Raw genomic sequence first — 22,680 nt, 5'->3', positions numbered from 1 at the left:
CTCTTTTTTTTTCAACTATAAGTGACCTGTCAGCCCATAAAAGGCTATGACCGCGATCAGCACACTGATGATACTGATAATATACGTCCCGTTCCAGCGGAATCCGATGGTTAAACCACTTCTTTGTAAACAGTGACTGACAATAATATTAATTGCATTTAACGGACTCAACACCGCGGAGAGGGACCAGGACATAATGAAAATAAGCGCAAGAAATTCTGGAGAGAAACCTAAATCAATACCAGACACCTGACTGGCTAAAATCGGAATCACCACAATTTGGTGGATTCCCATCAGTGCAAAGAGCAGAACCACTATAAATATGACGAGGACAAAAAATAACAACGATTGTTCCGCATTCCACAGCAAAAAGGATTGCAGGTAAGCGGAAAAAGCTGTATTTCTAATGGCTAATCCGAATAAACCAGCACTTAAAAACAATGTGATTTCGTGGTTCATGACTGCGATTTTTTCAAGGTATCCTTTAAACTCTTGCTGGAGCCGCCCCCAGTTATGAAAGAGTATAGCCCAGGCAATCGGCACGATCACAGCAATCAGGCTGACCAGCGTCAGCATAGAGATGTGCGTTACATATTCTAAGAGGAGGAGGCAGACAATCATGCTGAGAATCATTAAAAATATTTTCCACAAATTTTTATAATGAGCTTTTTCTTCCCTATCATCTTTCTCGCCTGCTTTTACTCCTTTATCCAATATCTCCTTACCATGTTCCATCTTCTTCGATGAATGCCTGAACAACAAATTTCCTATCACCAACTGTATGAGAGCTGCCGTCAAACCCAGAGCGATATATTGATTGAATTGCCCCCCTACCTCATATAGGACGATGGCTACAGACGCGAAGTACGGAGACCAGAGCATGGAAGAGGTAAATCCTATCAAGTAGGATTTACCAAGAATGACAGGGTTGATCTTAAGCTCTTCTACCATTTCGTGAACAATTTTCACAGAACCCATATTCAAAATAGGACTGATCAACGCCAGCGAACTGGATAGACCAAAAAAAGCAAGTCTCGGTCGGTCTTCCCATTTTTCCATGAAAAATTTAATAGAATGAAAGTATCCTCCCGCTCTTAGTGGGATGGAAAGCAGTGGAACAAGCAAAATCAAAGCTAAGAGAGGCAGGTTCTGTTGAATGCCTTCAAGACTTGTGATTACTGGCTGAGGTTTGGTCATACCATTAATCACTAAAGCTAAGACGAACAAGGTCAACGTAACTACCTTCGCCATTCCTTTTACTTCCAGAACACTAAAAAAATAAACCAGCATACAGAAAACAGACAATAAGATAAATACGGGAGGGAAAGGAATAAAAAAGTAGAACAGGTATGTGCCGCACATGGCAAGGATCAAACTTGGTTTCCAAAAGCCGCTCCTCATCTGAAATCGTTACACTTCTTCCTTCAGCTGCGCATAGGGCCATGCCGGTAGTCCCTTGGATAAAGGTTTATCGGACCGATATCCAAGAACATAATCCGCCTGCATAACCGTGTGAATTTCCCTTGTACCTTCATAAATGACAGGCGCCTTCGAATTTCTCAGGAATCTTTCAACCGGGTACTCATCGGAGTACCCATAAGCGCCGTGAATTTGAACGGCATCATTGGCAGCCTCATTGGCAAAATCACATGCCTGCCACTTGGCAAGGGATGTTTCCCTTGTGTTTCTCTTTCCTTGATTCTTCAACTCCCCTGCCTTAAAGACAAGAAGACGCGACATTTGGTACCCGGCTTCCATCTTTGCAATCATCTGCTTAACCAACTGATGCTTTCCTATTTCTTTTCCAAACGTTTCCCTTTCATGGCAGTACTTGACGCTTTCTTCCAAGCAGGCGAGGATTTGACCACAGGCCCCGGCCGCTACTGTAAAGCGTCCATTATCCAGAGCCGACATCGCAATTTTGAAGCCTTCCCCCTCTTCTCCCAGCAGGTTTTCTTCAGGAACCTTCACCTGATCAAAGAACAGCTCCCCGGTATTTCCAGCACGGATTCCTAATTTCCCTTTGATGGCTTTCGATGTAAACCCGGGCATGGTGCGTTCCACGATAAAAGCAGAAATACCTTTATGTTCAGCACTTTTATCCGTGTAGGCAAAAACGAGAAAGTAATCGGCATGATCACAAAGGGAAATCCACGTTTTCTGACCATTTAAAATATAATGATCCCCTTCTTTGACAGCGGTGGTCTTTAGTGAAGCAACATCAGAGCCTGCCCCGGGTTCTGTCAGACCAAAGGCTCCCACCTTTTCTCCTTTTGCCTGAGGAATGAGGTATTTTTGTTTTTGAGCTTCATTTCCCCATTGTAGAAGCGTCATGCTGTTTAAACCTGTATGGACGGAAACAGCCGTCCGAAAGGCCGTGTCCCCACGTTCAAGCTCCTCACAAACGATTGCCAGCGTATTATAATCCATGCCGCTCCCGCCGTACTGCTCTGGAATACAGACGCCCATTAAATCAAGGTCCGCCAACCGTTTCATAATAGAAGATTCAAAGTGGCCTTGTTCGTCCCATTCCTGAATATACGGCTGAATCTCCCGATCTACGAATTTCCGCACCACTTGCCTGACCATTTCCTGTTCTTGTGACAATTCAAAGTTCAATTTGCACCCCTCCAATTAATTTCTATCATTCTTTGAACGTTTAGGTTTGTTTTCCCATAAGCCTAAGAGCTTCCCTATGTCATCTAAAAGGAATCTGCTGTCTTCTATCAACTTTTCGCTTGTATTCCCAAAACAAAAGCCAGCCATATCAAAGAAATCTTGATATAACTGGCTCTGATCTACGTATATCCCTCACTGCTTATGCGGGGGCATAGATTCTCAGTTATTTAAAGTTCATGATCATGCCATCGGCGTCATTCACGGGTCATGAAAGAGTCCATCTTTCTAGATGTGAATGTTCTTCTATTATTATATACTTTTTATAATTTTCTGTCTAATCAGACTTTTGAACCTTTTACTCTTCAACATCAATCGTAACGACTTCTCCACCCTCGACGGCTGCGATACGCAGAGCAGTGGAAAAACCTCCATTTTCCCCGATTTCCTCTATCGTGTACACTTGTTTTTCTTCCGGCAGAGCATCGAGACCGTCCTGCATATGGGAACGGATGGCTTCAGGGTCATCAACCGTTCCTGCTGCTTTCATCGCTTCCATAAAGGCATTCATAGCTACGTAGTGATAACCTGCTTCAGATCCAGGATTTTCGCCATATTTCTCCTTATACTTTTCAATAAATTGATCGGTACCTGGGTACTCGGAATGAATAAGAGGCGTTACACCTACAGACCCTTCCAACTGTTCATAAGATCCCGTGACACTTTGCATTTCATCAAGCTTCGCCTGATCCATAACGATGAATCCACCTTCAAACCCTAGCTCTCTTGCCTGCTTCGCCACTTTCGCTGTCGGTTCTGAGGGGCCTCCGATAAACAGCACGTCTGGATCTTCCTTCAGGGCATTGGTGACGAGAGTAAAGAAGTCGGTATCTTTGGAAAAATCGATGGAAGAGTTATAAACGACTTCCCCACCTTGTTCTTCCCAATATGGAACTAGTGCTTCCGTCCAGTCTTTTCCATACTGAGAAGCTGTAGGTAGTGCGGCTAGTTTCGTACCGTGGTTTTCCATCGCATAGCTGGTGAATGGGTCCAAATAACCGGCATAGCTTGGTGGAATACGGACCGTCAATGCGTTCCCTTCTTCTGTTACTGCTGGTTCACTCGTATAAGCGGCGATTAAAAAATTCTCCTGTTCATTGAACACCTGCATCGCCTTAATGCCTCCACTGTGAGGCGAGAAAATGATGGGCGTGTCGTTTTCCTGTAATAAACGCTTGGCATTGGCCGCCGTTTCATTCGGCAGATATTTGTCGTCCAAAGAAACCAGGTTGTATTTATAGGTTTGTCCATCTATTTCGAACCCACCATTGGTATTGATTTCTTCCACCGCCATTGTAAGTCCGTTTAACGTCCTTTCTCCGTAGTAAGCCGCCGGACCGCTTAAAGGACCACTATAGCCGATATTTACCACTTCTTCGCCTTCTTCCACTTCAGGAGCTTCTGATTCCGTTTGATTTTCACCTTCACTGGAAGCTTGATTCGATGGATTATCGATACAACCGCTCATTACCAGTAAAACAGCCAGTACCATTAAAAAAGCCGACACTTTTAAATAGTTCATTTGAGATCCTCCCATGGTTTGGTGTTTTCTTGTAAAACGTCCCCACACTCTTTAAGCACCAATATAAGCTTTCCGAACCGTATCATTAGCGAGCAGTTCATCCGATGATCCTTTGACAACAATGGATCCACTCTCATATACATAGCCTCTGTCAGCAATTTTTAAAGCGGCAAAGGCATTTTGTTCAGCCAGAAGGACAGTGGTTCCATCTTTATTAATCTTTTGAATGACTTCAAACATCTGCTCCACAATCAAGGGTGCAAGCCCTATGGAAGGTTCATCAAGCAGCATCAGCTTCGGTTTTGACATCAGTGCTCTTCCAATGGCAAGCATTTGCTGCTGCCCTCCACTTAAGGAACCAGCCGCATCATCTTTCTTTTCATATAGGATGGGAAACAGTTCAAAGGCTTCTTCCAAGGACCGGTTGACCTGCTTGCGCTTTCTCCTGTGTACATACCCTCCCATGATTAAATTTTCCTTGACGGTCATCTGAGGAAACAGCTTCCGATCCTCGGCGCACTGCACAATGCCTGATTGCACGATTTTATCCGGAGCTTTTCCATGGATGGAAGAACCTTCAAAGGTGATCGTTCCGGTACTCGGTTTTTGAAGACCACTGATAGCATTGAACGTTGTACTTTTCCCGGCACCATTCGACCCTAACAGGACGACCAGCTCCCCTTTTTCAACATGAATATCAATATTCTCAACAGCCGAAAACCCTCCGTACTTTACGGAAACGTTGGATAACTCAAGCACTCGCATCCCCTCCTAGATACGCTTCAATGACAGCTGGATCATTCATGATTTGTTCCGACGTACCTTCGGCGATTTTCTCCCCGTAATTCAGAACCATGATCTTATCAGCAAGCTTCATGATCATCTTCATTTTGTGTTCAATCAGGCAGACCGTAATTTTTCTTTTGACCATCTTTTCCATCAAGTACGCCAATCCCTCTGTTTCCCCTGGATTGATGCCTGCCGTTGGTTCATCAAGGAAAACGACCTCGGGATCTGTGGCAAGAGCGAGAGCAAACGCCACCCGCTTCTTCTCTTCCTGGGTGATGCTCCCTGCCTGCTGGTTCATCACATGCGTTAAATCAACGAAATCAAGCACTTCCATCGCCTTGTCCCGGCACTTTTTTTCTTCTTTTGCAAATCGTTTCGTCCGTAGAACCGCATCCCACAGATTCGATTTGGTCCGCAGGCGGTGGCCGACAATGACGTTATCAAGAACCGTGGATTGTTCAAACAGGTTCGTCGTCTGAAACGTTCGGGCCACCCCAAGTTTGGCGATGCGGTCAGGGGGGTAACTTGGTAATGTCTTTTCCTTTGTAGATAACCTGACCTGCCGATGGTGTATAAGAGCCACTGAGGAGGTTGAAGAAAGTGGATTTCCCAGCGCCGTTCGGACCGATGATCGCATTGATCTTCCCCTCTTCAATAGTGAAATCCACCTCATTGACCGCAACATTCCCTCCAAATCTTTTCGTCAGTTTTTTCGTTTCAATGAGCACACTCATCCCTCCTTGACCTTTTTCTCAGAGTCTACGGTTTCGGATTCAAAATAGCTCTGTTCTTTCCTGGTCCGTTTCACTTTTTTCGCTGAATGTTTCATCCGCCAATCATAATAAGCACCAACAATGCCACGCGGATAGAAAATGATCAGCAAAGTGAGCAGTGGGCCAAAGATGAGCATACGGTAATCCTGCAGAAATTGAAGGGACTGGGAAACAGCAACGATGAGGAACGTACCAACGATCGGTCCTGCAAGGGTGCCGATACCGCCGACTAACAAATAGGTTAGAAGGTCGAAAATGATGGTGATGTAGCCGATGTCAGGACCGATGAAGCGGATGAACGACGCATATAACGCACCGGCTAAGCCTGCAAAGAAAGTGGAGAGGACAAAAACCAACAGTTTGTTTTTCATTGTGGAAATGCCAATGGTTTGAGCTAAATCTTCACTATTACGAATAGCGATAAACGTACGCCCTGTAAGAGAATGGACGATTCGGTACATAACAAGCACCGTGAAGATCAGGAAAAACAATACAAGATAGTACTGGGAAAGAGGGGTTTCAAAAGACAAGGGGCCGATATTTGAAGGAACCGGAATTCCGATCAACCCTCGTACACCACCCGTCAAGCCATCCCATTTATCAATAACCAGATAAATGATGTAACCGACACATAACGTATAGATGGCAAAAAAGTGCTCCCTCGTCCTTAAAGCGACCAATCCCACAACCGCTCCGATCGCACTGGTAATCAAACAAGCGGCAACGAGTGCGAGCCAGTAGTTGATTTCAGTTTTGACAGTTAGTAATCCTAAAGCGTAGGCTCCGATTGCAAAAAAGCCAGCGTGTGCAAGGGAAAGGTACCCCGTATAACCAGCTAACAGGTTTAAGCCGTACACGGCGATCATCCATATAAAAGCAAGGGTTAGTATGTGAAGGAAGTAGGCATTCGGAAGAACAAATGGAAATAGGATCGCAACAGTCAGAGCGCCAATCACCCATCCCCTGTTTTTCAGTAGTGACCCCAATTAAAAACCCTCCCTCGAGAACAGCCCTTTTGGCTTAATGGATAGAATGACGATGAGCAGAACGAAGGCGATGATGTCTTTATAGTCATTGGAAATATAAGTAGCTCCAAGGCTTTCTGTAAATCCAAGAATGTAACCGCCTAAAATAGCACCAGGTACACTGCCCATGCCGCCGAGAATAATGATGACGAAAGCTTTCAATATGACCAGATGTCCCATCCCGGGAAATACGAGGTTGATCGGTGCAGAAAGTGATGCGGCAATAGCAGCGAGCCCACCGGAAATCATGAAGGTCAACATGGCTACTTTGTTCGTGTTAATGCCGACCAAGTGAGCTCCTTCCCGGTTCTGTGCCATCGCAATAATGGTGGATCCGATGTAAGTTTTCTTCAGGAACAAATACAGGAGGATCATGACAGCTATGGCTCCAATGTTTATGAGCACCCGTTGCGTTGTTGCGGTCATGCCGAAGATGTCAATGACCTGCCCGTAAGGAGTCTCCATCGTACGATAATCAGCCCCCCAGATCAGCTGGGCAAAAGCTTCTAAGAACAGCAGAATTCCAATGGCTGCGATCTTATCATGAATCGGAGGAGCATTCCGAAGCGGGTGGAAAACAAGCCTGTCCATCAACACACCAAGTAATCCGACAACTAAAACAGAGACGGCCATCGCCATCCAATAATGAACTCCCCAGAGGAGCATCATCGTCAGCGTAATGTACGCACCAAGCATATATAATGCTCCATGGGCAAAGTTAGGGATATGCAAGATGCCGTAGACCAGGGTCAATCCAAGAGCGACTAAGCTGTAGACACTGCCGATCGTCAATCCGTTGAAAAGCTGCTGAGTTAAAATGTCCATTCAACTTCTCCTTTACCATCAATTTTGATGCGGTTGTGCCTTGGATCCTCTCCAAGGCACAGGTGTTCAGGACTTCTGATCGGCATTCATTTTCTGTCTTTCTTCCTCCTGGAGCTTCCTCCAGAGGATTTTTCCACTGTTAGTCATCGGGAACGCTTCAATGAACTCAACAATCCTCGGATACTTATACGCCGCCATTTTTTCTTTCGACCACGCAACAATCTCCTCTTCAGTGACTTCACCTTTGGCGTTGTCGTTCAGGATGACAAAGGCCTTGATGTTCTCTCCTTTTCTTGGATCTGGGACACCGACGACACACGCTTGCTGAACAGCCGGGTGATCATATAAAGAAGACTCCACTTCTGTCGGCCATACATTGTATCCGGAAGCGTTGATCATCCGCTTCAATCGATCGACAATGAAGAAATATCCTTCCTCATCAAAGCGGCCGATATCGCCCGTTCGGAAAAAAGATTTCCCGTCAATCTCGACAAAAGCACTCTCATTTTCGTCTGCCCGATTATAGTAGCCGATCATCACCTGCGGCCCGTTCACGACAATCTCACCAATTTCACCGGTCCCTATTTCCTCCATCGTGGCCGGATCAATGATTCTCGCATCCACATCAAAGGAAGGAATACCAAGACACTGCATTTTCGGACGATCCGGCGGATTAAAGTGGGTCTGGGCTATCGTTTCGGAAAGACCATACCCTTCAACGAACTCAAGGCCGGTCAGTTGATAAAGCTTCTCTCCTAAGGCTTTCGGAAATGCCGCGCCCCCACCTGATATCGCATATAAAGAACGTAAGTCTTCCGCTTTCACTTCAGGGTTTGCAAGAAAATCAACGAGCATGGTGCTGATCGTCACCCAATGGGTACACTGCTGATCACGAATCAACTGCCGGGCCGTTTCCCGGTCCCAGCGCGTCATAATGACAATTTTGTTTCCACTGAAAATAGGCATGTGCATACTGTGAACCATGCCGGTGACATGGAAATAAGGCAGTGTTGCCAAGGATCTTGAATCCATGGTGGCACGAGACCAGTAAAAGGCCCCAAGGATATTGGCCTGCACCGTCCGGTTTGTATGCATGCAGCCTTTAGGCAGCCCGGTTGTACCTGAAGTGTATGGAAGCACAGCCAGATCATCGGCATGGACTTCACTGTCTTTCGGCCGGGCTTTTAACGCCAAGGCTTCTGACCAAATGTGTACTGCATCATCTTCAAAAACATTTCGTGGAGCAAAAACTTCAACGGGAAGCCGTTCCTCGTTCATTTTCCCTGTATAATCCGAATAGGCAGCCACAACAATGTTGTGTAAAGTCGTCGTTTCGACTAGTGGTTGAACGACATCCATCAGCTCCTAGCCGATGACCGCGTGCTTGATCCCTCCATCTTTCACGTAAAATTCAAGCTCTTCCGTTTTTAACATCGGGTTAATTGGTACGACCACAGCCCCTACTCTTAGCATGGCATAGTAACCAATGATGAACTGAGGAGAGTTCTGCATAAGAAGCAGAACTTTATCTCCTTTCTCCACCTGCATATAAAGCTGCATGTATCCTGCCAGTGCATCGACCTGTTCCAACAGCTCCCGGTAAGTCAATCCAGCACCATAATAATAAATGGCTTCGTGTTCAGGATACCGTGTAGCGGAAACCCTGAGGTTGTCATAAATGGACGTTTCCGGAACGGTTAAGGACTTCGTCAACTTAGGCCAAAATTCATAATGTTTCGTTCGCAAGAAGACCACTCCTTATTAATAATTTCCATCAAATTTGTAAGCGTTATCATTTTACAGTTCACTTAATCAGCCAGCCACCGTCCACCAGTAGATCGGAACCTGTCATATAGGAAGCTTCTTTAGAGGCAGCAAAACAGATGACATTAGCTACTTCTTCTGGTCTCCCTACCCGGCCTAAGGCTGTATTTCTTTGGATTGCCTCCTCAAACCGCTTGTTCTTCAACCCCTCTTCCGTCAAAGGCGTTTCCGCGAATCCCGGCGATACGGAATTCACACGGATACCGGAAGCTGAGAATTCCAACGCCAGTGCTTTAGTGAAATTGATCACTGCGGCTTTCGAGGAGCTGTAGTGAGGAATTTTCGCCCCGGCTTTGTGACCAGACAGGGAAGCCACATTAACGATGGAACGATCCTCCTGTGTCTCCCCTTCCATCATCAAACGTCCAAGCGCTTTAGAGACAAGAAACACACTCTTCAGGTTCGTATCCTGGATGCGGTCCCACTCCTCTGCTTCCATATCAAGGATGGAAGATTTGCCCGATATGCCTGCATTGTTCACCAAAACGTGCAGGTCACCATACTCATTTTTCACGAAACCGGCGAACTGGTTCAACTGGTCTTCCTGAGTGACATCCGCTTGATAAACATTTGCGGCCGGTTCCTCTAAACCTTCATTAATCTGTGCGGCCACTCTTTCCAGTTTACTTTTCGTCCTTCCGACAAGGATCACTTTCGCTCCTTCATTCGCAAGTTTTACAGCGGTTTGTTCACCAATTCCGCTTCCTGCTCCTGTAATGACTGCAATGCTTTGCTCAAATCTACCCACCTCATACACTCCTTTCTGCCGTCTCTGTTTCCAAGTAAGCTTCTAAACACACACGCAGCTCATCACTAACCGGCTCACTCTGCTGTTTCTCATAATTGAAATGAACGATGACAGCATCCGCCTGTGCGACCCGTTCTTCTGAGCCTTCAACCAGAATCTGATGAGTAAAAGTAACACTGCTGCGACCTATGCGTGAAATCCAGGAACGAATGATCAAAGGGTTTCCAAAGTATGCCTAGCTTACAAAATCACATGTAGTTGATGCAATAATAAAACGTCCGACAGAATTCACATGTGCTGGCAGGACTTCTTGAAAAAACTTCCCCCTCGCTTCTTCCAAGTAAATGAAATAGCTCGTATTATTGATGTGCCCTGCCATATCTGTCTCGCAAAACCTGACTCTTAGTCTGCTTTCATGTTTCATGCCATACCCTCCATTCCAACCAGTCAGTATGTTGTGGACAAAGCCTTTATCAGGAAAGGCTGGTGAGGTTTAATCTTTGGAGTTGATTCCGTTTAAAATGATGTTCAAATAAATGGATGTGAGTTCTTCTGCTGAGACATCTCCCTCAGGATCAAACCAATAGTAGCTCCAGTTCGTCATTCCAAGAATCCCTCTTGTCACCATATTAGGATCCAAATCGGTTTGGAACTCTCCATTCTCGATGCCTTCTTCGACGACGGCCTGGACATGAACACGGAACTGGTCTCTCTTTTGAACAGTCTGTTCCAGGTAATCGGGGCCAAGGTTCCGCATTTCCCTAAAGAATATCCTCGCACTTTTCTTTCGGTCTTTAATGCTGTGAATGACCATATAAATCATGGAACGAAGCTTCTCTTTACTGTCTTTGGAATGATCATTCAAAATCTCCCGCTGATTGTGAAGCAGAAACTCAATGAATTCCAAATGGATAACAGTCAGAAGCTCCTGCTTGTTTTTAAAATAATAATAAAAGGTCCCTTTCGTTACTCCTAGTTCTTCTACAATTTCTTGTAGAGATGTTTCTGTGAATCCCTTTTTATCAATTAAATGAATACTTGTTTGGATGATTTCTTGTTTCATAGATACATGGTCCTCTCTTTTAAGGATGATATCCCATTATAACATCCCTAAAATCTGCGAAAGAGTCCGTAAGATCAGCCGCGCTCAAGAATCATTGCTATCCCCTGACCTCCGCCGATACAGGCGGTAATCAGTGCATACCTGCCTTCCCTATGCTTAAGTTCATAGATCGCTTTGGTAGCAAGAATGGCACCTGTTGCTCCCAGCGGATGGCCATGAGCGATGGCACCTCCGTTTACATTCACCTTATCCATGTCCATATTCAACTCAGCCTGACAGGCAAGCACTTGAGCGGCGAAGGCCTCATTGATTTCGATCAGATCCATGTCATCCAATGATAGCCTTGTCTGCTCCAGAACCTTATGTACAGCTGGTACAGGTCCGATGCCCATAATGTTTGGGTCCACACCTGCGACCGTACAGGCCACAACCTTGGCCAACGGTTCCACCCCGAGTGCTTCCGCTTTCTCACGCGACATCAGAGTCAGGGCTGAAGCAGCATCATTTAACCCTGAGCTGTTTGCCGCTGTCACCGTCCCATTTTCGAGAAAAGCAGGAGGAAGTTTTGCCATCCCTTCCATCGTAGAAGAAGGACGTGGATGTTCATCGGTTTTGAAAATGATTGGATCCCTTTTTCTTACCGGAATATTCAAAGGTACGATTTGTTCCTCAAAACGCCCTTCTTCCATAGCCTGAGCCATTCTCTCTTGACTGTTCTGAGCAAAACGATCCTGTTCTTCTCTTGAGATCTGGTATTTTTCTGCTAAGTTTTCTGCCGTTATTCCCATTGGGGGATCTCCGATTTCTTTTGGTGACAGCTGGGATTTTCTGAACTTAGGCGGGACTGGACTGTAGGAGCGATCTGGCCGGTCCATCAAATAAGGAGCGCGACTCATACTTTCCGTTCCTCCCGCTACATACACCTCTCCATTCCCTGCTTGAATCGCCTGAGCAGCTAAGTGGATGGCATTCAAGCCTGACCCGCATTGACGATCCACCGTCATACCATGAAGCTTGAGAGAAAGCCCTGTCTCTAAGGCAGATAAACGAGCGACATTTCCCCCACCACTCAACACATTTCCAAAAATCACATCTTCAATTGCATCAGGTTCGATCCCCGCACGCTGGACCGCTTCTTTAATGACTGCAGATCCCAACACATGGGCTGGAACCCCGGCAAGCGTCCCGCCTTGTTTACCGATCGCTGTTCGGACAGCGGATACTATAACCGCATCTCTATGTGACATCCTTTCACTCCTTTTCTATGATTACGTGGCATGTGTGCCGCCATCGACGATGATTACATCACCTGTAATATGATCAGAGGCCTTAGAACTTAAGAAAATCACTGCCCCCTTCAAATCATCTTCTCCTCCGAATTTCCGTAACGGAGTACTGTGCAGGAAAGCCTCTTCCCCTTTATCCATTAAAACCTTCGACATCTTCGTCGGGAAAAATCCAGGGGCAATCGCATTCACGCGTATGCCTCTCGGTCCCCACTTCACCGCTAAGTCCTTTGTAAAAGTGAGTACCGCCCCTTTACTCGAATTGTATCCGATGGTATCCATATACTTGGGATCCGATCCCTTCATCCCAGCCACCGAAGAAATATTGATGATTTTTCCTGAACCTTGCTCAAGCATGACTTTTCCTGCCATTTGAGACATGAGGAACGTTCCAGTGACGTTTACATTGAAAACTTTCTGCCAGGCCTCAAGAGGCATATCTTCTACCGGAGCTCCCCATGTAGCGCCACTATTATTGACGAGAATGTCAATGCGTCCAAAATGATCGACGGTCTGATCCACCACTTTTTGCATCGAGTCCGGGTTTGTGACATCACATTCAAAAGCGAGAGAATCAACGCCAAGATTTCCCAGCTGCTCGCTCACTTCCGCGCAGGCCTCCAGCTTCCTTGAACACACCACGACATGAGCCCCGCATTCGGCCAGCCCTTCTGCAATCTGTTTGCCAAGACCTCTGCCGCCTCCCGTAACAACCGCCACTTGATCTTCTAAACGAAAGAGATCTTTAGCGTGCATACATTCCGCTCCTTTCCGAGACTTTGGCCAGTTCATATTTCGCAATCGCCCGGCGGTGTACCTCATCGGGTCCGTCCGCTAAACGTAAAGTTCTTATATTCGCCCACTTTGCAGCTAATCGTTGATCATCACTGACCCCGGATGCTCCAAAAGCTTGAATGGCCCGGTCAATCACTTTTAATGCCATATTCGGCGCGACCACTTTAATCATAGCAATTTCAGATTTCGCTTCTTTGTTGCCAACGGTATCCATCATATAAGCGGCTTTCAACGTGAGGAGGCGTGCCTGCTCAATTTCGATACGGGAGTCAGCAATCCATTCGCGGATCACTCCCTGATCGGCGAGCTTTTTACCAAACGCCTGTCTGTCGTTAACCCTTGCGCACATATCTTCAAGTGCCCGTTCCGCTGCCCCGATCGTTCGCATACAGTGATGAATCCGCCCCGGTCCTAAACGCCCTTGAGCGATGGCGAATCCTTTCCCCTCATCCCAGATCAAGTGGGAGGCAGGTACACGAACATCGTTGAACTCAATTTCCGCATGCCCATGAGGGGCATGGTCATAGCCGAATACAGGCAGCAGCCGTTTGATGGTTACCCCTTTCGTATCCAGCGGTACGAGAATCATCGACTGCTGCTCATGTCTCGCTGCATCCGGATCATTTTTCCCCATGACGATGCTGATCTTACACCTTGGATCTCCAGCCCCGGAAGACCACCACTTCGTCCCGTTGATGACATACTCATCGCCGATTCTCGTAATACTCGTTTGGATATTTGTAGCATCGGAAGACGCGACATCGGGTTCTGTCATTGAAAAGCAGGAACGAATTTCGCCTTTAAGCAGCGGCTCCAGCCATTGCTTTTTTTGCTCTTCGGATCCATACCGGACGAGGACCTCCATGTTCCCCGTATCGGGGGCTGCACAATTGAAAACTTCCGGCGCAATGAACGATCGCCCCATGATTTCACACAAGGGGGCGTATTCCATGTTCGTAAGCCCTGCGCCATACGCACTGTCAGGAAGGAATAAATTCCACAGTCCCGCATCTTTCGCTTTGTTTTTCAACTCATCCATAATCGGCGGGATGTCTGCAAAACGGTTCTCTTCATTCAATTGTTCTTCATACAAATCTTCATTCGGGTAGATATGCTCCTCCATGAACCTCGTCAATTGATCCTGCAGATCTTTCACTTTTTGAGAATGTTCAAAGTGCATAAAGTTCCTCCCTATTTATGTAGCAATTCTTGTTTCTGTCTTCCGGAACACCACTTGCCCTTTAATGACATCTTCTTCATTCTGGTTTTTAGCATGGACATTGAAAGTGATGGTTTCTTGATCTTTCCCCTTCCACTTCCGCATGAAGAGTGATGACATCCTCCAGAAATACCATCCCTCGGAATCGAATCGAGTAATTCTGGATAAACCCTTCTTCATAAAACGGGGTAAATAATTTGGCCAAGTTCCCCATCGTCCACATCCCATGAGCAATAACTCCAGGCAGACCTGCTTTTTCCGCTTCTTCGTCAATCGTATGAATAGGATTGTAATCCCCAGAGGCACCTGCGTACTTAATCAAATCCAGTCTGGTTACCGGGGATAAAGTAACCGCTTTTAATTTATCGCCGGCTGAACACCATATAAAGGACTCATACACGCATCCCCCTTCTTACAGCTTCCGTAATAATAACGACTTGTTCTTCAGAGAAAATCAGCTGCCCTTCCAGGTCTTCCCCGTAACGCTTCACCTTGAGAAATCCCATGTCGCCGCTTTTTCCACTTCTTTCGTAATAATCTTCCACTTCCGCATAGCAGAGAATTTCTTCTCCAACGTATAGAGGGCGTTCATAATGATAGTTTTGCTCTCCATGGATCAACCCTTTTTTAGGAAGATCGAGTCCCTCGATGACTCCATAATCGAACACTCTGGGAAAAGTGGGAGGAGCCATGTTACGGGAGTACGATTCATTATCAATGAATATGGGATGAGGATCACCAATCGCTTCTGCAAACTTTTTCACGGCTCCCCGCTCGACCATGTTCTTCACTGTTTTTGATCTTTTTCCAATCGATTGTTCAAACATATAGCCGCTCCTTTATCGTCAATTTTTAGGACCACCTGCGACATAAATCACCTGACCATTTACAAAAGAAGAACGTTCATCTGCAAAAAATGCGACGGCATTGGCGATGTCTTCCGGCTTCCCACTCCTGCCGACAGGGATTTTATTGATGCTTGCCTCGACAAGGTCTTCGAATGATATGCCGATGCGTGCTGCCGTTTCTTTCGTCATTTCCGTTTCGATAAAGCCCGGTGCGACCGCATTGGCAGTGATTCCAAATTTCCCTAACTCGATGGCCAGCGTCTTGGTAAAGCCCTGCAGCCCTGCTTTCGCCGTGGCATAATTCGCTTGACCACGGTTCCCTAACGCAGATGTGGAAGAGATGTTAATGATACGCCCGTATTTATTCTCAACCATGATTCGTTGCGCAGCACGGGCGGCATTAAATGAACCCTTCAGATGAACATTCATGACGGTATCCCAGTCTTCATCCGTCATCTTGAACAGCATATTATCACGGATGACTCCTGCATTGTTGACGAGAATATCCAGAGATCCGAATCGGTTGAAGGCCTCCTGCATGGCTGTATCCACTTGTTCATAATCGACGACATCCGCCACCTGACAGAAGATTTCATACCCTTTTTCCCTGAATTCTGATTCCACTTCCTTGAGGGCCTCTTCATTGACATCAATGATGCCGATTTTGGCGCCCTCATCTGCCAAACGCAGCGCAATTCCTTTTCCTATTCCACGACTTCCGCCTGTTACAAAAGCGGATCGGTTTTCAAATCTACCACTCATTTCCATTCCTCCTCTTGTCCTAACCGATTTTCACATGCCCTTTTAATAGATTACGGGAAATAATCAAGCGCTGAATTTCATCGGTTCCATCATAGATTCTCCAAAGTCTTGCCTCACGGTACCAGCGCTCGATAGGTAACTCTTTCGTATATCCCATGCCACCATGAATTTGCAGAACACGGTCGATGACGTTATTACCCATGTTCGCCCCATACAACTTCGCCATGGATGCATAGTGGCGGTTATCTTCCCCATGATCGAGCGTAAAAGCAGCATTAAGAACAAGCCACTTCGCTGCTTCAATCTCTACGGCTGAATCAGCGATCTGCCACTGAATAGCTTGACGGGTCGCAATTGGCTTTCCAAAGGTTTCCCGTTCATTTGCGTAATCGATCGCCATATTCAGCAGCCTCTCAGCTGCTCCTACAGCACGAGCCCCGACAATCCAACGAGCAAAACCAATCCATTCAAGCCCTAAATCATATCCATGATTGATTTCCCCGAGAATGTTTTCTTCCGGCACGCGGACGTTATCGAATATGAGAGCCGCTGGTCCCCACTCTCCCATGGTGTGGATGTATTCAGACTTCCATCCCATAGAACGATCGGCGATAAAGCATGTGACTCCTTTTCTGCCACTAGAAGATTGATGAAGCTCTCTGTCAGTAATGGCAATGACCATCACAAAATCGGCTTCGTTTCCACCGGTGATGAACGTCTTCTCCCCGTTGAGCACCCAGTCATTGCCATCCTTGACTGCTGTCATTTTCAAGTTCCTCGTATCAGAACCAGCCCCAGGTTCTGTCATAGCAAAAACACGATTTCTTTTCGCCATTAATGGTCGGCAATAGGTATTTTTCCTTTTGCTCCTCATTTCCGTAATACAAAATATTGTCAGCTGATCCTCCAAATTTGAAGGGGACAAAGGTACGAGCCACTTCCATTTGGACGATGGCAAGCATCATTTGCCCAAGATCCGCTCCGCCGTATTCTTCCGGTGTATTGATGCCCCAAAAGCCTGCGTCTTTCGCCTTCTGCTGAAGTTCTTCCATCTTTCCTTCGGGGAGACTCGGCCTTCCCTCCCTTTCATTACGCAAGACCTCATTTTCAAGAGGAATCAATTCTTTCTCAACGAATTTCCGAATCGTTTTTCTTACCATTTCCTGTTCATCGGTCAAACGCAAGTGCATACAATCATCCTCATTTCTGTATTATATCAACATACCAACCGGTAGGTATGTTTTATTTTATATTATTTTAAATATTCAAAAAATACAACACTTTTTGATAAATTATTGGATAATTTAAGGAAAAGAAAAAGATCTTCCTTTGAATAAGGAGGAAGAATTCGTCCGTTTGATAGGAAATGGTTTTATTAACTCCGCACCTCAACGGCTCTCACGTTGGCCCTCGAAGAAAATGAAGTGGTCTTATATCTATCACCAATCATTTAATTTCTACTAAGTCAGAATTTGATAAAATAATACAAAAAGGAGGAATGGATACCCGTGGAACTCACCGCTCAGTTAGGAAAGGAAATTATTTACCGTCTCTCTCAATACATCGACGTGCCGATCAACCTCATGGACCCTACCGGAAAAATTGTCGCCAGCACCGATCCCGAGCGCATTTACCAAACACACGGTGGAGCTCAACAGGTGATAAAAACACTGAAAGCCCAACAAATTACAAGCAAAATGGTGGACCAATTTTCAAACACCAAACCCGGAGTCAACCTTCCCATTTTTCATAAAGGCGAACTCGCAGGTGTCGTCGGTTTAACAGGAGACCCAGATCAAGTGTATCAAGCAGCAGGTATGACTCAAGGATCGGTCGAAATTGCGCTCGAACAACTCTATATCCAGAAGCAGAGTTTTTATCAGGAAAGACAGTGGAACCACTGGTTTCATCGGCTCATTTCAGACGAAGAAACCGAAGACCTGGAGAAAGAAGCCCGCTATTCTTTACGTGCAGACCTTAAGAAGGCATGGCAGGTCTTCGTTTTCCAAACAAACGCACCTTTTGATTTCGTCGAGCGACTGCGCACACAGTCAGAACAGCTGCAACTCAAACCGCTTTTCATTCTTCCTTTTCACGAGAATTTAGTGGTCATGCCTCTTCCATTTCAAGAGCAGACCCCACCAATCAAAACAGATGGACCTGCCGCTGTTGGTGAACCAGGGTATAGTGCAAAAGGGATTTATACATCTTTCCAACAAGCAGCGCAGACGATCGACATTGCAGGAAAAGCCGGAGAAATCATTCACAGTGGGACACTTAAGGTGGAACGGCTTCTTTCAAGCATTACAAAGGACACGTACATAGAAATCACAGAACCTTATGCCATCCGTCTGGATCGATTAGAAACACCCTATTTGGAAACGCTCCATACTTTTTTCAATAACGATTTGAAAATGAGTCGGACAGCTGATGATTTGCATGTCCATCGAAATACGCTTCATTACCGGCTGGATCAAGTCCATAAAAAAGTAGGACTGGATGCACGGAATTTCAAAGATGCGATCATCCTGCAAGCCATTCTAATAAACCATTGATTTGTGCAACTGCACAAGAATACGCTTACAGTTTTCTGATATTTTGTATATCTCATCAATTGTTATCGCTTCTTATTTCCTGTTGAATAGAAAGTAACCACTTTTAGAAAAGGAGGGGGAATGATGAAGGTCGTTTTTGCCCCTGATTCTTACAAAGGGAGTTTGTCTTCCATTCAAGTCGCTGAAATCATGAAAAAGGCTTGGCATTCAGTCATCCCGGATTCAGAAAATATCATGAAACCAATGGCCGATGGTGGAGAAGGCACGTTAGAAGTATTTTCTACTTCTGTGCCGCACGAAAAAGTTCATTTTTCATGCAAAGGGCCGTTAGGGGAAGAGCGGGAAAGCTGGTATGTAAAACTGGAGGATGGTCTGGCGGTGATTGAAGGAGCAGAGATTGCCGGCTTACCACTGGTCCCAACAGAAAAACGCAATCCTGATCACACAACAAGCTATGGCATCGGGCAGGCCATCCATCATGCGTTAGACGAGGGATGCACGAACTTGATCGTAGCTATTGGGGGAAGCTCAACGAATGATGGTGGGCTCGGAATGTTACAGGCACTTGGGATGAAGACCTATGATGAAAATAACCAGGAGACAGGGATGTACGGAAAGGACCTGCATGCCGTGAAACGGGTGGACTTTTCTAAACTGGACTCTCGTCTCAAAGACGTTACCATCCGTGTTGCTTCTGATGTAGACAATCCACTGACTGGGAACCGTGGAGCAAGTCATATCTATGGCCCACAAAAAAGAGCGACCGAGCAGCAAGTATATGCTTATGATCATGCTTTAGACCATTATGGAAAACTCATTGAAGAAGTGCTTGGCAAGAACATCATGAACACGCCGGGCGCTGGCGCAGCCGGCGGCCTTGGTTTTGCTTTTCTTACCATTGGTGCGCTTCTTGAATCAGGTGCAAAGTTAGTTGGCGAAGCCATCAAGCTCCACGACGCCATCCGTGATGCTGATTATGTCATTACTGGAGAAGGACAAAGTGATGAACAGACTCTTTATGGAAAAGCGCCAGGGTATGTAGCTGAACTGGCAAAAGATAACCATACGCCCGTCATTCTCCTATCAGGGAGTTTAGGTACAAACTATGGAGCATTAAATGAGAGATTCACGAGTTGTTACTCCATAGCTCCAGGTCCTGTGTCGTTGGAGAACTGCCTGAAGAACGCAGAAGAATATTTATTTGAGACAACAAGACAAATCGCAAGGTTAATCATCACCAAACAATAAAAAGGAGTGAGAAGTATATGGAAGGTTTCGGACTTGTACTTATTATTTTACTCGGTGTTTTATTCGTCATTTTAGCCACGGCAAAATTCAACCTCCACCCTTTCCTTTCCCTTTTGATTTCTGCTTTTGCTATCGGAATATTATCTGGTATGCCACTTGGAGATGTCGTAGAGGCTGTCAATAGCGGGTTCGGAGGATTGATGGGAGGTATAGGACTCGTCATCGTATTCGGTACAATCATCGGTGTCATTTTAGAAAAATCAGGCGCTGCCTTACGTATGGCTGAAGTCGTCTTAAGAATCGTCGGGGAAAAAAGACCACAGCTCGCGATGAGCGCCATCGGAAGTATCGTCAGTATCCCCGTTTTCTGTGATTCAGGGTATGTTATTTTATCCTCATTAAAGAAAGCGCTTGCAAATAAAACAAAAGTTACAGTCGCCTCTATGGCGATTGCCTTATCCACAGGTCTGTTCGCCACGCACACCTTAGTGCCACCTACTCCTGGACCTATCGCAGCCGCAGGAAATATCGGTGCCCAAAATTATTTAGGAACGGTCATTTTATTCGGTATCATCGTTGCCATTCCTGCTATCCTGGTTGGATACCTTTGGGCGGTCAAAGCCGGCACTAAAATTCATATTGACCAAAGTGAAGAGGACGCTCTCTATGATTACGACGAGGTCGTCAGCAGTTTTGGCGATATGCCTTCAGCCACTAAATCATTCGCTCCTATTTTAGTTCCGATTCTTTTGATCGGATTCAGCTCTGTCATCACTTTCGCTGGATGGGAAAGTCCGCTATTTTCATTCTTCCTATTCCTAGGTTCGCCTGTTGTCGCTCTTCTCGTTGGTGTGTTATTCGCCTTCGCTCTTCTTCCAAAATATGATGAAGAAACGCTGACCCAATGGGTCGGAATCGGGATTAAAGAGGCCGCTCCTATCCTGTTGATTACAGGAGCAGGTGGAGCGTTTGGGTCTGTCATCAGCTCCACAAGCATCGCTGATCTCATTAAAGGAATCGCTGGGAATGAAGTAGCGGTTGGAGCTGTATTCATCTTCATTCCATTCATCATCGCAGCCGCCTTGAAGAGTGCTCAAGGATCGTCTACAGCAGCCATTGTCATCACATCAACATTAATTGCTCCCCTTCTTCCGCAAATCGGAATCGAAGGAGCTGTCCCGCTGGCACTCGTCGTCATGGCCGTCGGTGCAGGCGCTATGGTCGTCTCCCACGTCAACGACAGCTATTTCTGGGTCGTAAAAGAATTCAGCGGAATGTCCATCACGCAAGCCTACAAAGCTCAAACGATGGGAACGTTGCTTCAAGGACTTACGGCGATCATTGTCACTTCATTTCTATGGTTTATACTGGTATAAATCTAAGGGAGGCCTTCATATTGGAGGTTTCCCCTTTTTTATCTTATGATTGCTCTTGTGAAGTTTAATTGGAGAGGTTTCTTTTACCAAATGAAATAAGCAACTATAACAATGATTCCCCAAATTGGAAGAGAAAGAAGACTAGCCCATAAAAGTCCTTTGAAAAAGTTACCTTCATGTTCCTCCATACCATCACCCCTTTAGCAAACAGTATGGACATTTCCATAGATGAACTTACCTTAAATTATTTCACAAAATCCGACGTATATTTCCCAGGTAATAATACAATCTCGCCACTTCCCATCAAATTCCGCAAAAAAAAAGCTCCCCTATAAAAGAGTAGCTTACGAATTAAAATCAAGTATCATTTCTCGTACATCTTCTACTTCCTGATTCGGAACTTCCAAATAATAAATTCCATTAATCTTAGTGCCTGTCCCCGTCATCTGATAAGTGGAAAGATTTTCTCTCGCCCCACTATAGTTCTTCATCAAATCCTGCATCGTACTAAAATCCATATTGGTAGCAACATTCTTACCAAGAACGTCCATGACATTACCAATTTTATTAATGGATCCGACATTCATCCCTTTATCTACAATTCCTTGGATGACTTTACGTTGGCGTTCGTTACGCCCAAGGTCACCCTTAGGATCGTCATAACGCATACGAACATAGCCTAAAGCTTCTTCCCCATCCATGGTCAGTTCACCTTTTTTATAATGGAAGTTATCCTTCCCATACCATTCAATATCGTTCTGGATGGTAATTCCACCAACAGCATCCACCATTTCTTCCAAACCTTCCATGTTCACTTGAACATAGTAGTCGAGATCGATATCAAGAAAATTCTCAACCGTTTGAATGGCCATATCTGCTCCACCGAAAGCGTAAGCATGATTGATTTTATCTAGATTTCCCGCTTGAGAAGAATCGCCGACCATCTCCGTGCGTGTATCACGAGGGATACTGATGATTTGGCTGCGATTCTCGTTTGGATCAACAGACAACACCATTAAAGCGTCAGAACGCCCGGAATCTCCAGCTCTTTCATCAACGCCCATCAGCAAAATGTTGAGCGGTTCTTTTTCTTTTCGCTTTTTCTCTGTCAATTCATGATCAATGGATGCAACTTGTTGATGCATTTTCGAATCCACCGTATTTTTAGCCCCGCTATATACAGAGTAAGCATAAACACCTACTGGTAATAACAACAACACTAATAAAACAAGGGATACCTTCCACCATCGACCTTTTTTCTTCTCGTGTTTTTTAGAACGACTCATCTTCCAATTCACTCCATCTTTATAGCAATCTATACCTATTATATAATTTTGAAACTTAGA

17 protein-coding genes and 5 pseudogenes are annotated in these 22,680 nt (G+C 45.6%); 3 read left to right on the top strand and 19 right to left on the bottom strand.

Translation table 11 applies throughout. The features are described from left to right. Positions 1 to 15: 15 nt before the first annotated feature. From LC065_RS08470 to LC065_RS08380, 18 genes and pseudogenes are all read right to left on the bottom strand, one after another. On the bottom strand, positions 16 to 1,251 hold the full coding sequence (locus tag LC065_RS08470; RefSeq protein WP_306163891.1) for a hypothetical protein: 1,236 nt from the start codon (positions 1,249 to 1,251) through the stop codon (positions 16 to 18). A 159-nt stretch (positions 1,252 to 1,410) separates the two neighbouring features. Then, complete coding sequence (locus LC065_RS08465) at positions 1,411 to 2,619, bottom strand: acyl-CoA dehydrogenase family protein (protein ID WP_226592232.1); 1,209 nt, start codon at positions 2,617 to 2,619, stop codon at positions 1,411 to 1,413. A 355-nt stretch (positions 2,620 to 2,974) separates the two neighbouring features. Then, on the bottom strand, positions 2,975 to 4,198 hold the full coding sequence (locus LC065_RS08460; protein ID WP_226592234.1) for an ABC transporter substrate-binding protein: 1,224 nt from the start codon (positions 4,196 to 4,198) through the stop codon (positions 2,975 to 2,977). Between the two features lie 51 nt (positions 4,199 to 4,249). Then, on the bottom strand, positions 4,250 to 4,957 hold the full coding sequence (locus LC065_RS08455; RefSeq protein WP_226592236.1) for an ABC transporter ATP-binding protein: 708 nt from the start codon (positions 4,955 to 4,957) through the stop codon (positions 4,250 to 4,252). Further along, a pseudogene (locus LC065_RS08450) lies at positions 4,950 to 5,721 on the bottom strand (ABC transporter ATP-binding protein). The gene LC065_RS08455 and the pseudogene LC065_RS08450 overlap by 8 nt, the downstream one beginning before the upstream one ends. Beyond that, entirely contained in the window at positions 5,718 to 6,746 is a 1,029-nt protein-coding gene (locus tag LC065_RS08445; RefSeq protein ID WP_226592240.1) for a branched-chain amino acid ABC transporter permease, read from the bottom strand. Before LC065_RS08445 ends, LC065_RS08450 begins: the two are co-directional and overlap by 4 nt. Beyond that, complete coding sequence (locus LC065_RS08440) at positions 6,747 to 7,610, bottom strand: branched-chain amino acid ABC transporter permease (protein WP_226592242.1); 864 nt, start codon at positions 7,608 to 7,610, stop codon at positions 6,747 to 6,749. A 66-nt stretch (positions 7,611 to 7,676) separates the two neighbouring features. Further along, a pseudogene (locus LC065_RS08435) lies at positions 7,677 to 9,356 on the bottom strand (long-chain fatty acid--CoA ligase). 58 nt (positions 9,357 to 9,414) lie between these two features. Next, a complete protein-coding gene (locus LC065_RS08430; protein WP_226592246.1) occupies positions 9,415 to 10,182 on the bottom strand; it encodes an SDR family NAD(P)-dependent oxidoreductase in 768 nt (255 codons plus the stop codon). Between the two features lies 1 nt (position 10,183). Continuing rightward, positions 10,184 to 10,606, bottom strand: a pseudogene (locus LC065_RS20470) (acyl-CoA thioesterase). Between the two features lie 69 nt (positions 10,607 to 10,675). Next, positions 10,676 to 11,245 carry a TetR/AcrR family transcriptional regulator gene (locus tag LC065_RS08415; RefSeq protein ID WP_226592251.1) on the bottom strand — a complete coding sequence of 190 codons (570 nt, stop codon included), beginning with the start codon at positions 11,243 to 11,245 and terminating at the stop codon, positions 10,676 to 10,678. 74 nt (positions 11,246 to 11,319) lie between these two features. Further along, positions 11,320 to 12,492, bottom strand: a complete 1,173-nt coding sequence (locus LC065_RS08410) for a thiolase family protein (RefSeq protein WP_306163888.1) — start codon at positions 12,490 to 12,492, stop codon at positions 11,320 to 11,322. A 21-nt stretch (positions 12,493 to 12,513) separates the two neighbouring features. Continuing rightward, positions 12,514 to 13,287 carry an SDR family oxidoreductase gene (locus tag LC065_RS08405; RefSeq protein ID WP_226592255.1) on the bottom strand — a complete coding sequence of 258 codons (774 nt, stop codon included), beginning with the start codon at positions 13,285 to 13,287 and terminating at the stop codon, positions 12,514 to 12,516. Beyond that, positions 13,277 to 14,506 (bottom strand): acyl-CoA dehydrogenase family protein, encoded by a 1,230-nt coding sequence (locus LC065_RS08400; RefSeq protein ID WP_226592257.1) that lies wholly within the window; start codon positions 14,504 to 14,506, stop codon positions 13,277 to 13,279. Before LC065_RS08400 ends, LC065_RS08405 begins: the two co-directional genes overlap by 11 nt. A 15-nt stretch (positions 14,507 to 14,521) precedes the next feature. Continuing rightward, positions 14,522 to 14,930 (bottom strand): annotated as a pseudogene (locus tag LC065_RS08395) (MaoC/PaaZ C-terminal domain-containing protein). Positions 14,931 to 14,937: 7 nt separating this feature from the next. Next, entirely contained in the window at positions 14,938 to 15,372 is a 435-nt protein-coding gene (locus LC065_RS08390; protein ID WP_226592261.1) for a MaoC family dehydratase N-terminal domain-containing protein, read from the bottom strand. An 18-nt stretch (positions 15,373 to 15,390) separates the two neighbouring features. Continuing rightward, on the bottom strand, positions 15,391 to 16,155 hold the full coding sequence (fabG, locus tag LC065_RS08385; protein WP_226592264.1) for a 3-oxoacyl-ACP reductase FabG: 765 nt from the start codon (positions 16,153 to 16,155) through the stop codon (positions 15,391 to 15,393). A 19-nt stretch (positions 16,156 to 16,174) separates the two neighbouring features. Further along, positions 16,175 to 17,345: pseudogene (locus LC065_RS08380) on the bottom strand (acyl-CoA dehydrogenase family protein). A gap of 318 nt (positions 17,346 to 17,663) precedes the next feature. On the opposite strand from LC065_RS08380, the gene LC065_RS08375 reads away from it, so the two are divergent. From LC065_RS08375 to LC065_RS08365, 3 genes are all read left to right on the top strand, one after another. Further along, positions 17,664 to 18,710, top strand: coding sequence for a CdaR family transcriptional regulator (locus LC065_RS08375; protein ID WP_226592268.1), 1,047 nt, complete (start codon positions 17,664 to 17,666; stop codon positions 18,708 to 18,710). Positions 18,711 to 18,833: 123 nt separating this feature from the next. Beyond that, positions 18,834 to 19,958, top strand: a complete 1,125-nt coding sequence (locus tag LC065_RS08370; RefSeq protein ID WP_306163887.1) for a glycerate kinase — start codon at positions 18,834 to 18,836, stop codon at positions 19,956 to 19,958. Between the two features lie 17 nt (positions 19,959 to 19,975). Beyond that, positions 19,976 to 21,334 carry a GntP family permease gene (locus LC065_RS08365; protein ID WP_226592272.1) on the top strand — a complete coding sequence of 453 codons (1,359 nt, stop codon included), beginning with the start codon at positions 19,976 to 19,978 and terminating at the stop codon, positions 21,332 to 21,334. 344 nt (positions 21,335 to 21,678) lie between these two features. Here LC065_RS08365 and LC065_RS08360 read toward each other — a convergent pair whose 3' ends face one another. Continuing rightward, positions 21,679 to 22,620, bottom strand: coding sequence for an LCP family glycopolymer transferase (locus LC065_RS08360; RefSeq protein WP_226592273.1), 942 nt, complete (start codon positions 22,618 to 22,620; stop codon positions 21,679 to 21,681). Positions 22,621 to 22,680: the final 60 nt, after the last annotated feature.

The sequence above is a fragment of the Halobacillus litoralis genome (assembly GCF_020524085.2).
Taxonomy (GTDB): Bacteria; Bacillota; Bacilli; order Bacillales; family Halobacillaceae; genus Halobacillus; species Halobacillus litoralis_E.
Note: the sequence above shows the minus strand (reverse complement) of the source record. Positions and strands in the feature narration are given on the sequence as shown.

Coding starts and splice junctions, on each gene's coding strand:
- LC065_RS08370 (WP_306163887.1), top strand. CDS start 18,834: ATGAAGGTCGTTTTTGCCCCTGATTCTTACAAAGGGAGTTTGTCTTCC.
- LC065_RS08360 (WP_226592273.1), bottom strand. CDS start 22,620: ATGAGTCGTTCTAAAAAACACGAGAAGAAAAAAGGTCGATGGTGGAAG.
- LC065_RS08400 (WP_226592257.1), bottom strand. CDS start 14,506: ATGCACTTTGAACATTCTCAAAAAGTGAAAGATCTGCAGGATCAATTG.
- LC065_RS08470 (WP_306163891.1), bottom strand. CDS start 1,251: ATGGCGAAGGTAGTTACGTTGACCTTGTTCGTCTTAGCTTTAGTGATT.
- LC065_RS08365 (WP_226592272.1), top strand. CDS start 19,976: ATGGAAGGTTTCGGACTTGTACTTATTATTTTACTCGGTGTTTTATTC.
- LC065_RS08390 (WP_226592261.1), bottom strand. CDS start 15,372: ATGTTTGAACAATCGATTGGAAAAAGATCAAAAACAGTGAAGAACATG.
- LC065_RS08410 (WP_306163888.1), bottom strand. CDS start 12,492: ATGTCACATAGAGATGCGGTTATAGTATCCGCTGTCCGAACAGCGATC.
- LC065_RS08415 (WP_226592251.1), bottom strand. CDS start 11,245: ATGAAACAAGAAATCATCCAAACAAGTATTCATTTAATTGATAAAAAG.
- LC065_RS08405 (WP_226592255.1), bottom strand. CDS start 13,287: ATGCACGCTAAAGATCTCTTTCGTTTAGAAGATCAAGTGGCGGTTGTT.
- LC065_RS08460 (WP_226592234.1), bottom strand. CDS start 4,198: ATGAACTATTTAAAAGTGTCGGCTTTTTTAATGGTACTGGCTGTTTTA.
- fabG (WP_226592264.1), bottom strand. CDS start 16,155: ATGAGTGGTAGATTTGAAAACCGATCCGCTTTTGTAACAGGCGGAAGT.
- LC065_RS08440 (WP_226592242.1), bottom strand. CDS start 7,610: ATGGACATTTTAACTCAGCAGCTTTTCAACGGATTGACGATCGGCAGT.